Here is a 13,860-nt window from a genome sequence, read left to right on the forward strand (position 1 = left end):
CATCCGTTACGCCCGAAGTCGCAGACGTTGCAGCCAGGACGAAGTGGCGCCCAAGGCGTCACGCAATTGTTGGGCAGTGATGGTGCGTTCTGCCGGGTTGAAGCTCAGCGCGGTTCGCAGCGCTTGCCAGCCGTGCTGGGGTAGATTCGCTGGGGCGCGCAGCTCGCGCTCCAGGTGCTCGTCGCGGGCCTGGGTCGAGGGCAAGCGGCGGAACGGGTGTTTGCCGCTCGCCAGTTCATAGATCACGCAGGCCACGCCGTACACGTCCGCGCTGGCCGACAACGGTTGGCCCTCAAGCAGTTCGGGGGCGGCGTAGCCCGGGGTCCAGGCATTGAAGCGCTCGCGGCTCAGGTGCGGCAGGCCGGGCAAGATGCCCTCCTCTGCCTGTCCCAGACCGAAGTCGAACAGGCGCAGGCCGTCTTCGCTGAGCATGACGTTGCTCGGTTTCAGATCACCGTGCAGCACGCCGCGACGGTGGGCGTAGGCCAACGTGTCGAGCAGCGGCAGGACGATGTCGCGCAATTCTTGCCACGGCAGGCCGAGGGGCCGCTCGCAGAGCAATTTGTCCAGGGTCAGGCCACGCATGTATTCCATGGTGATGAAGGCCCGCTGGCAGTCGGTGTCGACTTCAAAGGTGTGTGCACGCACGACGTTGTCGTGGCGCAGGCGTCGGGTCAGGGCGAACTCGCTGTAGAGCAAGGCACTGGCGTCCGGCGATTCGGCAAATTCTTCGCTGAGGAGTTTCAGCGCAATGTAAGGATCGGGATCGCCGAACTGCTCATGCAGCAGATCCCGCGCCCGGTAAACGGCGCCCATGCCACCGGCCCCGAGCAGACGCTCGAGGTGGTAGCGACCGGCGAGTACATCCGGCAGCGCACCGATGCTGGCCTTGGTCGGCGCCAGCAACGGTTCGGCCTTGTTGCCCTTGGCGAAGGCGAAGTAGGTCAGGTTGCTGGCCTGCTCTTCGCTGATCAGCAGGTCATCGATGGGCGATTCGAGTTCACTCATTGGCGGATCACCACGGCAGTCAGGTTGTCCCGCGCGGCGCCCCGCAGAGCGCCGTCGAACAAACGTTCCAGCGCCACGTGCGGCGCGCTGAGGCTGAGGGCGTTGCCGAGGGCGTCGCTGCTCAGGCCCTGATACAAACCATCGCTGCAGAGCAAAAACACATCGCCCGGATAGACCTCGAGTTCAAGCACATCCAGGGTCAGTGTCTCGGCGGCGCCGACGGCTCGGGTGAGTGCCTGAGCCGCCGGGTGCGCTGCCGCCTGTTCGACGCTCATTTGCTGTTCGTCGATCAGTTGCTGTTGCAGCGAATGGTCCTTGGACAGCTGATACAACCGCTGCCCGCGCCACATGTAGCAACGACTGTCGCCGGCCCAGATGCAGGCCGCGCGATTGCCTTCCACCAGCAGCGCGACGACGGTGCTGCCCATGATGCTGTCGTGACGCCCGGCGGTGACGGTCAACTCCTGCCCCAAACGCCGGTTCAGCCAGTGCAGGCACTGGCGGATGGCTTTGAGGCGTTCGTCGAAGTCCTCGTGTTGCGGCAACTCAGCCAGGCTGGCGACGATCAACTGGCTGGCGATGTCGCCACCCTGATGACCGCCCATGCCGTCCGCGACCACCCACAGCCCGTGCTGCGGCGAGTCGAGGAAGGCATCTTCGTTGCGCGCCCGCACCTTGCCCGGGTCGGTACGCGCCGCGCTGCGCCAGGGACTGGCCACCAGCATCAGAGCTGCACCGGCATACGGAAGGTACGCAGGACGCCCATATCGAACGGGTTCGGCGTGCGCTGGCTGGTCAGCAGGTAGTTGGCGCGCAGACCGCCTACGTCCGCCTTCAGCACCAGCACGTCGCGACCGTTCAGGTACTCGGTCTGCATCAGGTCGAACAGACGGAACAGCGACCATGGGCCGGAGTTTTTCTCGATCCCGATCGGACGCCCGGCCATTTTGTCCATGACCAGACTGGTGCGACCGTCTTCAGCATCGGTCGGCCACTTGAAGGTCATTGGCAGGATCGGGCCGTGACGGTATTCCATGGTCTTGTCGCCGAACTTGAATTCGGAACGGCTGACCGCCGGATCGAGGGTGTACGGCTCGAGCTTGAACTGCACGGTCGGCTCGGCCGGGTTGATCGAGAAGAAGCTCTGGCGAATGGTCTGCGCCGCGGCCATCTGATCGAGGTAGACCTTCGATACCGGCAGGCTGTGGCCGTCGACGCTGCGCATGCGGTAGTTGCCCGGATCGCCGCTGACGAACGGACGCATGTAGCTGTCGAAGAAGCGGTCGACGGTACCTTGAGCACGGAAGAACTCGCGGAAGTCGCTGATCGCCACGTCGCTGGTGCTGCTGGCGCTGAACGGATAGCGCTTGCTGATGGTTTTGCCGTACACGCTGTACAGCTCGTTCTGATAACGGCCGTTCAGGTATTGATAGGCATCGTTGAGCACCAGACGCCACGAGTCTTCGGCCAGCACGTTGAACCACACGCTCAGCGGACGCGGCAAACGACCGGAGGCATTGCGCAGGTTGGTCAGCGCATCACGCTGGCCGCTCATGCGCGTCTTGGCCATCTCGAACGCGGCTTGCTCCGGCGTGCTGGAACGGGCCAGGCCGGCCAGTTGCAGTTGCAGGTCGTTGAGCGCGCTGAACGCTGGCGTCAGGTCAGCGCCCGGGCCGTTGTTGTCATCGAGCAGACGATGCAGCGGTTCGAAGCGGCGTTGCAGGGATTTCTTCGCGGTGTCCGGCAGGTTCTTCGCGACGTTCAGCGCCGAAGCCTTGTCGGCGGCAGCCGCGGCGAGTTTGCCGACCTTGCCCAGTTTGCCTTTCTGCCCGGCCAGCGCATCGGCAGCTTCGCCGGCTTCATCGACCGGATCAGCCGCGGCTTCGAAGCGGGTGTTTTCACGCACTTCGGTGAGCAATGCGAGGACCGGCGAGTTGGCCGAAGTCAGGCCCGCCAGTTGCTCGGCGCCTTCGCCAGCGTCGCTGATTGGTGGCAGTGCGACCTGGCCAACGGCTTCGCTCCAGTAGTTGGCGTAGTCGCGGAAGTACAGCTGCTCGAGTTCGACCATCAGGCGACGCAAATCCATGTCGCTGATGCCCGCGCCTTCGCCCAGCACCCAGTTGTCACGCAGGATATCGGTGACCAGCGCCGCGCCCTGCACCGAGAAATACTGCTGATAACCCTGCTGGGTGTAGAAACCCGGGATCACGTATTCCGTGCCGATGAACAACGAACCTTGCGGGCCGAGGTGCTGACTGAAGCGGTAGTCCGGCAGGTTGCGCGCCTGCTCGCGGAGCATGCGATAAACCACATTGGCCAACGATTCGCTGCGCAGAACCTGACGCGCTTGCGTGACCAGTTGATCGTTCAGCGGGTAGATGAACGGCTGCTTGAGCAAGCGCTCGAGGTGCGTATTCAAACCGTTCTGCACCGCGGTGTTGCCGGTGTAGCGCTGCGACCAGTCAGTGGCGACCCAGTCCTTGAGCCACGCCGCGTCGCGACGATCCTTCATGTTCAGCATCAGGTACGCGCGCAGGCTGTTGAGCAGGCGATCGCGGTCCTTCATGTTGGCGCGGATCTGCCCTTCGAGCATGGTCGCCACCCGTGGCAGCAACTGCGCTTCCAGCTCGCGCTCGTAGGCGGTTTTCACCACCGGGTTGATCTCTTCGCCCTGATACAGGCCGCCACGCTCGTGGTACGAGACGTCGCCCTTGCTCGGGAACACCTGGGTCGCAGCGTAGCTGGTGTCGAGCACTTTCAGCACGCCCATGGCGTCATCGCGCGGCGTGACGGCCGAGCGTTGCTGGGTCCAGTTCTGCGCCAGCGTGCGCAGGTTTTCCAGCCGCTCGTAGTTGGCCGAGAAACCACCGGCCCAGAGCATGCCGAACAGTGCCAGTGCCGCCAGTGCACCGACGTACAGCGCCCGCTGGCCCCAATGAATGCGGCTGCGCTCGCGCTTGTCCAGACCGGCCAGATCGGCTTCGGGGAAAATCACCTGGCTGAGCAAGTGGTGGATGAACCGCGAACGGCCGCTGCGCAGAGTCGGCAGCACGCCGGCGTTCATGCCCAGGCTGGCGCCGATGCCGGCGGTGGTCGAATCCATTTCCTGGGTCAGGTGCGGTGCGCTGGTCAGGTAGAAGCCGCGCAGTTGCGTGGCGCGCTGATAACGGTTGCCGGTGAACGCCATGTCGACGAACAGGCACAGACGCTCGCCGATCTGCCCCAACTGATGCGGGAAATCGAGAATGCGGCCACGGCGCTGAGTATCGCGCTCGGAGTGCATGCGCATGATCACTTGGCTGTTCAGGCGGCGCAGCAGCTCTTCGAACTCGTTGCGCAGGACCGTGACGTCGGTGCCGACCTGATCCTTGCGGAAACTGGTGCCGAGCACCTGATCGCTTTCTTCGCGGGTCAGTTGATCGAAGAACTCGTCGAAGCCGAGCAGCTTGTCAGCCTTGCTCAGGACCAGATACACCGGCACGTCGACGTGCAGTTTCTGATGCACGTCCTGCAGACGGCTGCGCACCTGGCGTGCGAGAGTCTCGATGTCCTGCTCGCTGCCGCCGGTGAGGGTTTCCACCGGAATGGTCACCAGCACGCCGTTCAACGGACGGCCGCGACGACGCTTGCGCAGCAGCTCCAGCAGGGTGGTCCAGGCGTTGCCGTCGACTTCCGCGTCCGGTTGAGTGGTGTAGCGCCCGGCGGTGTCGATCAGTACACCGTGATCGGCGAAATACCAGTCGCAATGACGGGTGCCGAGGGTGTCGCGGGTCAGCTTGCGGTCGATCTTGTTGATCGGGAATTCCAGACCGGAAAAGTCCAGCAGGCTGGTCTTACCCGAGGCCTGCGGACCGATCAGCAGGTACCACGGCAAGTCACTGCGCCAGCGCTCGCTGCGACCGCGATACAGGCTCGACGTCTTCAGGGTTTTCAGCGCGTCCTTGAACCGCGCCTTCAACTCTTTCTGTTCTTCGTCGATCAGCTCTTCGCGGCGGATACGGTCCTGGCCGTCCTCGCTTTCCTCCTCGGCTTTCTTGCGGATACCCGCGCGCCAGCTGACGAAGACCATGGTCAGGCCCCAGATCAGGAACAGCACGCTGATTGTCAGCAGGCGCGAGGTCGCGCTTTCCCAGAACTTGTAATCATCGACCGCCAACAACGGGCCGACGAACCACACCAGCAGCGCCACGAACAGCACCAGCAGCAAAGTCCACACCCAGGTCTGGCGCAGGAAGGCGCCGACTTTCTTGAAAAACTTTTTCATCACACGTCCCTGTTTTACGGCTGCGCCTGCGGTTGCACCGCGGCTGGATCAAGCGGCTGATAAGGATGCAGAACGGTGTCGCGTTGTTCGCTCAGGACCCAGGCGAAGCCCGAATACATCACCACCAGGCAGACCAGAGTAAAGAGCACCACCATCCACGCCGGCACGATGCGCACCAGGTTGCGGCGCTGATCGTTGAGGCCTTCCCAGTGCGGCGACAGTTCGCGCGGCACGTCGCCACGCAACTGACGGATCTGCCGGTACAAGGCGTCGCGGATGCCTTCAAGCTCAAGCATGCCGCGCGCCTGCACGCGGTACTTGCCCTCGAAACCGAGGGACAGGCACAGGTACATCAGTTCGAGCATCGGCAGGTGCTTGACCGGGTTTTTCGACAGCCGATCGAGCAGCTGGAAAAACTTCTCGCCGCCGAAGGTTTCGTTGTGGAAGCTGCTCAGCAGGCTCATCTGCGACCACTCGCTTTCGTTGCCCCACGGCGTGGTCACGACGGCTTCGTCGACCACGGTGCAGAGCACGTAACGCGCGGCCATCACCTGGCTGCTTTCGGCGCCGTTGTGCAGGGCGCGCACTTCAAACAATTTCAGCCCGGCGGTCAGCCGCTCATTCAGCGCATACAGGTCTTCGCGGGTTTCGCTGTGCTTGAGACGCACCACTTCCGAGAGCAGATCGGACGAGGCCGCGACCAGCGAGTTGAGGCTGATGTTGAACGCCTCCGCCGGACGCAGGCGCGCGGCGTAGATCATGCGTTCTTCCAGTTGCTCGAAACGCGGCGGCGCGGCGAAGTCGGTCAGCGGACTCGATGCCGGTCCGTGGCCCTGACGGTCGAGCAGAACGGTTTTGTCGTCCTGGTTGTAATCCGTTTCCTTGATCATGTCGGTCAGTTCCTGATGGCCCAGAATTTCAGTTCAAGCTCGGCGAATTCGCCGGACACGTGGAACGCGAAACCGCCGGAGCGCTCGAGTTGTGCCAGGTCTTCGGAACTGAGTTCGAGGATGAAATAGGTTTTGTTCGAATGGAACGCGATCTGCCGTGGGGCCACCGGCAACGGTTTGACCTTGATCCCCGGCAAGTGCAGGTTGACCAGTTGGCGGATGCGCTCCACCGGGCCGACCTTGAGGTGCTGCGGCAAACGCTGACGCAGTTCTTCGGAGTCGCAGTTGGCACTGGCTGCTAGCACGAACGAGGCCGAGCCGAGCAGTTTGTGATCGTGCAACGGCGAGACGATGATGCCGTACTGACGCGCCTGCAAGATCAACTCGATGGCGTGCTGTTCGAGCACCATCGACAGCACCTGACGAATCGCTTCCATCAGTTTGCGGAAGCTTGCGCCCTGATCGGCGTGGGAATAGCGGCTGTCCAGGCGCGGGCGTTTGCTCTCGCCGGAGAAAGTCGCCAGATCGCCGAGCATGGTCAGCAGCGTGCGATACAACTCTTCCGGATGCACTTGTTCCAGACCGAGGTAATGACGCAGCAGCAGTTCGGTGCGGTTGATCAGTTGCAGCATCATGAAGTCGCCGACTTCAGCGCCGCCGACCTTGCCGTTGGAGCGAATCCGCTCGGCGATGGTGTCGCCACGGTGGCTGAGCATGCTGATGACTTCTTTCAGGCACGACAGCAGGTAGCTGGAGGCGTGGGCCTGAATGTAGGTCGGGACGAAATCCGGGTCGAGGCTGATCACGCCGTCGGGCGTGGTGTCGAGCACGTCGCAGATTTTCAGCTTCACGTAGGCCTGATCGCTCTGCTGCTCGCCGAGCAACAGTTTGAAATCCGGGCGACCGCAGCTGACCTGACTGACGGAATCGTCGCCGGCGTTGGAGTCGGCGACTTCGGCGTCATAGGCGGTGTAGCGCGCGAGCACGTCGGATTGCTCCGGGCGCCGGGCCTCGATGTGGTTGCCGGTGACCAGCGGCAGCGCCAGATAGATCGGCGTGTTGCCGGTGTTCGGCGGCACGTCCAGCGCCAGCGGCTCAGTGTTGCCACCGAGTTCGAACAGACTGCCGTCCGGCAGAATCCCCGAGGCTTCACTGATCACCAGTTTGCCCATGTTGAGGAACTGCAAGTCGATTTCCAGATTGAGAAAACCCCAGGTGTAGCCACCGAGCAATTGCGTGCGGGTTTTCATCTGGTGATCGTAGTAACGATCGTTGTGCTGGAAGTGCTGCGGGCGCAGCAACATGCCTTCCTGCCAAATGACTTTATGGGTATTCATGATCAGTCATCCGCCTTGGCGAGCACTTGTTGGGTGTTGCGGATACCGGCCTGATCGAGGGTCAGATCAGCCTCGGTGAGTTCCAGCGGAGTGATCTGCACGGTGTGGCGCCATTGCGTATCCGGCAGGTCGCGATAAGCGGCGAGGATGCCCACGTAACGGCTGCCCTCCTCCACGCTGAGTTTCAGTTCCACGGTTTCACCCGGGCGCAGTTCGAGTTCTTCGCTGGCCACCAGATCCGGGTTGAGGGATTCCTTGGCGCGTTCGTAGAGGCTGAAGAAATCAGCGTTCTCGAAGGTCACCGGGTGCTTGAGTTCGAACAGGCGCACGACGATCGGCGACGGCCGCCCGTTGAGGTCCGGGTTGAGCTGATCGCTGCCGGTCAGTTTCAGATTGATCTTGGTCACTTTCGAGTACGGCGACAGCGACGAGCAACCGGCTAGCAACACCAGCACGGTGAGCGCAGTCAGCGTCTTGAGAAAAGCGGTCGAGCGGCGAGACATGCGCATCATCCTTGGTGGTCGGTGTGGAGGGTGGAGATCAGGCGAATCTGTTCTTCGTAGGCCTGGGCAAAGTCGCGGGCCAGCAGACGCTCGCTCCAGTCATCGTCCTGACGCAGTGCCTGGTGGTAGCGGCCGAATGCTCTCCAGCGCCCGCCCGAAGTGGCGATCAATGGCTTGCTGTCGCGCTCGAAACGCAGGGTCAGTTGCTCCGGCGAGAAGTGCTCCAGCGTGCCACGCACAGCGGCGCGACTGGCGGTCAGCAGAGCCACTTGGTGCGCCTGCAAATCACGGAATGCGCGGGAGATCGCCTGCTCGGCGGGCAGGTGCCCAGGCTTGCTTGGCTGCAACAGAATCTGCAGTGCTTCGCTCGGATCGACGGCGAATTTCAGCGGGTTCTTGTTGGTGCCTTGCACGGTGGTCTGGGCCAGACGCAATTCGTTTTTCAGCTCGGAGCGGGTACGCAGGCTTTGCTGCAAACCGCCGATGCTCTGGCGCAGCAGGCGCGCAGCGTTGAGCGCCAGCGCTTCGCGTTCGTCGTGGCTGAGGCCTTTGACGTCGACGCCGAGCGCCGCGCCGAAGTGCTCCCAGAAACCTTCGCTCTGACGCTCGACAGCTTTCGGCGCAGGCGCCGGCTCAGGTTCGACCGGGGCGGCAATCAGCTCCGGGACCATCAGGCTTTCCATGTCGATGCGCGCGTAGTCGGCACGTTGACGGGAGTCTTCCGGCTTGGCGGTAGGCGACAGCAGTTCGTCGATTTCCGAGTACACGCGCTCTTGCTGTTCGAGCGCATTGAGCGGGTCGAGGTCGAGGAACGCGTCATCCGGAATGATGCTGCCAGCGGCACGCGGGCGGCCGACTTCGCCGTCGAACGTGGCCGGGTCGCGGACCAGCCGCGCACGGATCTCGAAGTCGCCGAGAATGTAGGTGCTGCCGTGCTCGATACGCACCGGCTCGCCCTTGTGCAGGCGCGCGCCGCTGCTGCCGTCCTGGACACCGTTGCTGCTGGTGTCGGTAAGGAAGAACGAGCCCTCGCGGTAGCTGACAATCGCGTGATGATTGGACAGGTGCCGCTTGCGGTCAGGGATGATCCAGTCGCAGTCCTCGCCGCGCCCGATCACGCCGCCGGCCTGCTTGAAGGTCCGCTGGCACAGCTCGGTGGGCACGAACTGCTTGGTGTTCAGCATTTCGAAAACCAATTCCATGTTTGATGCTCCTTGCGGTCACTTGCCGCGATTGACCGCTTGCGGATCACCCAACGGGCGATAGTCGTTGTCGTTGAATTTGTAATTGCCGCTACAGCCGCCAAGGCCGCATAGAACGACGAGGGTCAGCAGGACAGCGTGCCAGTGACGAACAGACATCAGAGAGTCTCCAGGTGTAGACAAAGCACAAAGCGCCGACCCTTGCGGGCGGCGCTGAAATAAGTTTTTGAGGTGGGCTCGAAGCCTCTAGATCGAGGCCTTGCGCCATAGCCTGGAGGTACGGCGACCTCCCGTGGCGAGGGGACTTGTCCCCGTTGGGGTGCGCAGCGCCCCCATAACCTGCCAGCGCGATTTCTCAGTGAAACCGTATTTGCCGGACTGCGACTGCTGCGCAGCCGGACGGGGATAAATCCCCTCGCCACAGGGTATGTGTTGGGTTCGAAGAAGTGCTGTAGCTCAACCATCAAAGTCACCCAAATTGATATTCAGGCGCCCGAGGCGGTACAGCAGCGTACGCCGTGGCAGGCCCAATTCGCGGGCCGCGAGGGTCTGGTTGCCGTCGTTCTTGCGCAGGCAATCGAGGAGCAAAGTGCGCTCGACCTGCTCGAGGCGTTCGCGCAGATTCAGCCCGCTGTTGTCCTCGGGCATCGGTTCCAGGCGCAGGGAAAAATGCTCGGCGAGCAGCTCGCCACCCTCGCAGAGCAACACCGCGCGCTCGACCAGCGCCTTGAGTTCGCGAACGTTGCCGGGGAAGTTGTAGCCGCACAGATGCTCCAGCGCCGAATCCGACCAGCGCACCGGGTCACGCTGCAAAAACGTGCAGGTCTTCTCGGCGAAATGCCGGGCCAGATCGAGGATGTCGCCTTCGCGCTGACGCAGGGCCGGCAGCTCGATCGGGAATTGTGCGAGGCGGTAGTACAAGTCCTCTCGGAACTTGCCTTCGCTGACCAGCGCCGCCAGATCACGGTGCGTTGCGGCGATGATGCGCACGTCGATCTTGTGCGTGTCGTTAGAACCCAGCGGACGGATCTCGCCTTCCTGCAACACGCGCAGAATCTTCGCTTGCAGCGACAACGGCATGTCGCCGATTTCATCGAGCAGCAGCGTGCCGCCATTGGCCGCGTCGAACAGCCCTGCGCGATCTCGATCGGCGCCGGTGAAGGCGCCCTTGCGATAGCCGAACAGTTCGCTTTCCAGCAGGTTTTCCGGGAACGCCGCGCAGTTCTGCACGATGAACGCCTGGGAGCGACGCGGGCCGCAATCGTGGATCGCCCGCGCCACCACCTCCTTGCCGGTGCCGGTCTCGCCACGCAACAGCACGGTGTACGGGCTGTGGAGGATCTTGCTGATCAGCGAGTAGGTCTGGCGCATCGCCGCGCTTTTGCCGATCAGGCCGTAGCCGCTGATGCTCGGCACGCTGCGAGTGGTGGTCGCCGATTCGGCCGGCGGCTGGCGCAGGCGTTGCAGCAGATGCAGCTGGCCGAGCACAAACGAACCGAGCTGGCCGAGGGAGTCGGCGAAACCTTGCAAGTCGGTGCGACGACGACTGGCACACAGCAACAAGCCCTCAACCGACTTGTGCTGATTGACCAGCGGCACGCACAACAGCGACTGCCACGGCGTGCTCGTCGCCGGCAGAAAACTGGTTTCGTGCAGGCTGCCGGTCAGGTCGTCGAGGCACACCACGCGGTTCTGGCACAGGGCGAATTGCAGCAGTTGTTCACCGTTGTAATCCGCCGGCAGGCTCGCCGCCTGACGCGGTTGCAGCGCGCCGTCGAGGCACTCGGCATTCATCCCCAGGCAGGTGTGGGTGGCGTCGAGCAGGTACAGCTGCGTCAGTTCGCAGCCGCTCAGCTCGGCCAGACCACGGACGAATTCACCCAGCAGCGCAGCACTGTCCGCCGCCCGCGACAGACTGGCGAACTGCGCCAGCAACGCTTCGGCATAGACCAGTGGCTGCGGCACTTGAGTGAACATCACGCCCACCTCAGACGAACTCGCAGGTCACGCTGGAGTTGCCGTCGAGCGTGGCATGCACACGCTTGAGGCTTTCGCCGGTCGCCATCGCATCGAGCAGACGATCAGCCACCAACGGCAGCACGTGTTGATCGAGCAGATGATCGATCAGGCGCGCACCGCTTTCGCTTTGCGTGCAACGCTCGGACAGGTGATCGACGAGGTTCTGGCACCAGCTGAAGTCCAGCTGACGACGGTTCAGGCGCTCGCCGAGACGGCCGAGTTTGATCTCGATCAGCTCGCGCAGCACCGGGCCGCCCACCGGGTAGTACGGCACCACTTTCATCCGCGCCAGCAGCGCCGGTTTGAAGTGTTTGCTGAGCACCGGGCGAATGGTTTCTTCGAGCACTTCGGCGGTCGGCCGCGCGCCGTCTTCGCAGAGTTCGCTGATCTTGTCGCTGCCAAGGTTCGAGGTCATCAGGATCAACGTATTGCGGAAGTCGATCTCGCGACCTTCGCCGTCGTTGGCCACGCCTTTGTCGAAGATTTGGTAGAACAGGTTGAGCACGTCCGGGTCGGCCTTCTCGACTTCATCGAGCAACACCACCGAATACGGCTTCTGACGCACGGCTTCAGTGAGCATGCCGCCCTCGCCGTAACCGACATAGCCCGGTGGCGCACCGATCAGACGCGAGACGGTGTGCTTTTCCTGGAACTCGGACATGTTGATGGTGGTGATGAAGCGGTCGCCGCCGTACAGCAGGTCCGCCAGGGCCAGCGCGGTTTCGGTCTTGCCGACGCCGCTCGGGCCGACCAGCAGGAACACCCCGACCGGCGCATCAGGCTTGTTCAGACCGGCAGCGGTCGCGCGCATCGAACGATCCAGCGCGTGCACGGCTTGCTCCTGACCACGGATGCGTGTGCGCAGATCGGTGGCGAAACTGGCGACCTTGGCGTTGTGCTCGCGGGCCAGTTGCGCCAATGGCACGCCGGTCCAGGCGCTGATCACTTCGGCGACCAGACGCGGGCACACTTCGAAGCTGACCAGGCGTTCTTTGACTTGCGCGGCAGTCAACGCGGCGTGGGTTTCATGCAGCTGGGCTTCCAGCGCTTCGACGCTCTGGCCTTCTTCGACTTCGGCGACCACGGTTTCAATCACGGTGCCTTCGGCGTCTTCTTCCACGCTGACGGTCGGCTCGACCGCTGCGGCTTCGCGGGCCTTGGCCAGTTGCTGACGCAGTTCCAGCAGACGCTCAGCCAATTCTTTTTGCTCAGTCCACAAAGTCTCGAGCGCAACCATCTCGCTTTCGGCTTCGTCCAGCCGCGCCTCCAGTGCTTCCAGCGCTTCGTGGTCGATCAGCAGACCGGCTTCGGCATCGCGACGCAGCGCCTGACGCTGACGGCCACCTTCCGCCAGTTCGCCACGCAGGCGCTCGAGGCTTTCCGGGGCCGCAGCGAGGCTGATGCGCACGCGGGCGCACGCGGTGTCGAGGACGTCGACGGCCTTGTCCGGCAGTTGCCGACCGGCCAGGTAACGCGCGGACAATTCAGCAGCGGACACCACCGCGTCATCGCGCAGGTAGATGCCGTGGCTCTTCTCGTAGACCTGAGCCAGACCACGCAGAATGGTCACCGCTTCGCTCACGGTCGGTTCGTGCAATTGCACAGGCTGGAAGCGACGGGCCAGCGCCGGGTCTTTCTCGAAGTATTTCTTGTACTCGGCCCAAGTGGTCGCGGCGATGGTGCGCAGTTCGCCACGGGCCAGCGCCGGCTTCAGCAGGTTGGCCGCATCGGAACCGCCAGCGTTGCCGCCAGCACCGATCAGGGTGTGGGCTTCGTCGATGAACAGGATGATCGGTTTCGGCGAGGCTTTGACTTCATCGATCACGCCTTTCAAACGACGCTCGAATTCACCTTTGACGCTGGCGCCGGCCTGCAACAGGCCCATGTCCAGCGACAGCAGTTCAACGCCTTTGAGCACTTGCGGCACTTCACCGGCAGCGATGCGCGAGGCCAGACCTTCAACGATCGCGGTTTTACCGACACCGGCCTCACCGACGACGATCGGGTTGTTCTTGCGGCGACGGGCGAGGATGTCGACCATCTGCCGGATCGCGCCATCGCGGCACAACACCGGGTCGAGTTTGCCGTCGCGGGCCTGTTGGGTCAGGTTGTGGGTGAAGCGCTGCAACAGCGATTCGCCCTGCGCCGCCGGTTTGCCGTTGGCCGCCGGTTGCTCCTGTTGCGACAGGGCAAATTCCTTCAGGCGATCAATATTCAGTTTGGCGAGCAGCGGTTGATAGCGGCTGCCGGCATAACGCATCGGGTTGCGCAGCAACGCCAGGATCAGCGCGGCGTCTTCGACCTGGGTCTGGCCCAGCTCGAGGTTGGCCACCAGCAGCGCGTCTTGCAGCCATTGCACCAGTTCCGGAGCGAATACCGGGTTGCGCGAGGCGCTGTGTTCGACCCGCGATTGCAGTGCAGCGGTCAGTTCACCGGCGTCGACGTCAGCATCCTGCAACGCGCGCGACAGCAAGCCGTTCGGACGCTCGAGCAAGCCCAGCAGCAAATCTTCGACAAGAATCTTGCTGCCGCCACGGGCGACGCAACGCTCGGCCGAACGCTCCAGATCACGACGGGTTTCGGCGTCCAGCGCCTGGATGAGTTGTTGCAGGTCTACGTTGATCATGGCTCACGTCC

10 protein-coding genes are annotated in these 13,860 nt (G+C 63.2%); all 10 read right to left on the reverse strand.

Going from position 1 to position 13,860, the window contains the following annotated elements; all coding sequences use genetic code 11:
* Positions 1-6 precede the first annotated feature (6 nt).
* The 10 genes from PS14A_RS24990 to tssH all read right to left on the reverse strand — a co-directional run bounded on the left by PS14A_RS24990 (position 7) and on the right by tssH (position 13,849).
* Entirely contained in the window at positions 7-1,008 is a 1,002-nt protein-coding gene (locus PS14A_RS24990) for a serine/threonine-protein kinase (RefSeq protein WP_212617443.1), read from the reverse strand.
* Complete coding sequence (locus tag PS14A_RS24995) at positions 1,005-1,733, reverse strand: PP2C family serine/threonine-protein phosphatase (RefSeq protein WP_042608097.1); 729 nt, start codon at positions 1,731-1,733, stop codon at positions 1,005-1,007. The genes PS14A_RS24990 and PS14A_RS24995 overlap by 4 nt, the downstream gene beginning before the upstream one ends.
* Positions 1,733-5,272: a type VI secretion system membrane subunit TssM gene (tssM, locus tag PS14A_RS25000; RefSeq protein WP_016772512.1), complete on the reverse strand. Its 3,540-nt coding sequence runs from the start codon at positions 5,270-5,272 to the stop codon at positions 1,733-1,735. The genes PS14A_RS24995 and tssM overlap by 1 nt, the downstream gene beginning before the upstream one ends.
* Before the next feature lie 14 nt (positions 5,273-5,286).
* Entirely contained in the window at positions 5,287-6,162 is an 876-nt protein-coding gene (icmH, locus tag PS14A_RS25005; protein ID WP_016772511.1) for a type IVB secretion system protein IcmH/DotU, read from the reverse strand.
* A gap of 5 nt (positions 6,163-6,167) precedes the next feature.
* Positions 6,168-7,499, reverse strand: coding sequence for a type VI secretion system baseplate subunit TssK (gene tssK, locus PS14A_RS25010; RefSeq protein ID WP_212617444.1), 1,332 nt, complete (start codon positions 7,497-7,499; stop codon positions 6,168-6,170).
* Positions 7,500-7,501: 2 nt separating this feature from the next.
* Positions 7,502-8,002 (reverse strand): type VI secretion system lipoprotein TssJ, encoded by a 501-nt coding sequence (tssJ, locus tag PS14A_RS25015; RefSeq protein ID WP_122603446.1) that lies wholly within the window; start codon positions 8,000-8,002, stop codon positions 7,502-7,504.
* Positions 8,003-8,007: 5 nt separating this feature from the next.
* The gene (gene tagH, locus PS14A_RS25020; protein WP_016772508.1) at positions 8,008-9,204 is read right to left on the reverse strand and encodes a type VI secretion system-associated FHA domain protein TagH; all 1,197 of its coding nucleotides are present in this window, start codon (positions 9,202-9,204) and stop codon (positions 8,008-8,010) included.
* A gap of 18 nt (positions 9,205-9,222) precedes the next feature.
* Positions 9,223-9,363, reverse strand: a complete 141-nt coding sequence (locus PS14A_RS25025) for a hypothetical protein (protein ID WP_003229566.1) — start codon at positions 9,361-9,363, stop codon at positions 9,223-9,225.
* A 297-nt stretch (positions 9,364-9,660) separates the two neighbouring features.
* Entirely contained in the window at positions 9,661-11,181 is a 1,521-nt protein-coding gene (locus PS14A_RS25030) for a sigma 54-interacting transcriptional regulator (RefSeq protein ID WP_212617445.1), read from the reverse strand.
* A 10-nt stretch (positions 11,182-11,191) separates the two neighbouring features.
* Positions 11,192-13,849, reverse strand: coding sequence for a type VI secretion system ATPase TssH (gene tssH / locus PS14A_RS25035; protein WP_076564577.1), 2,658 nt, complete (start codon positions 13,847-13,849; stop codon positions 11,192-11,194).
* Positions 13,850-13,860: the final 11 nt, after the last annotated feature.

It is taken from the genome of Pseudomonas sp. 14A, assembly GCF_018132745.1.
GTDB classification, from domain to species: Bacteria; Pseudomonadota; Gammaproteobacteria; order Pseudomonadales; family Pseudomonadaceae; genus Aquipseudomonas; species Aquipseudomonas mercuritolerans.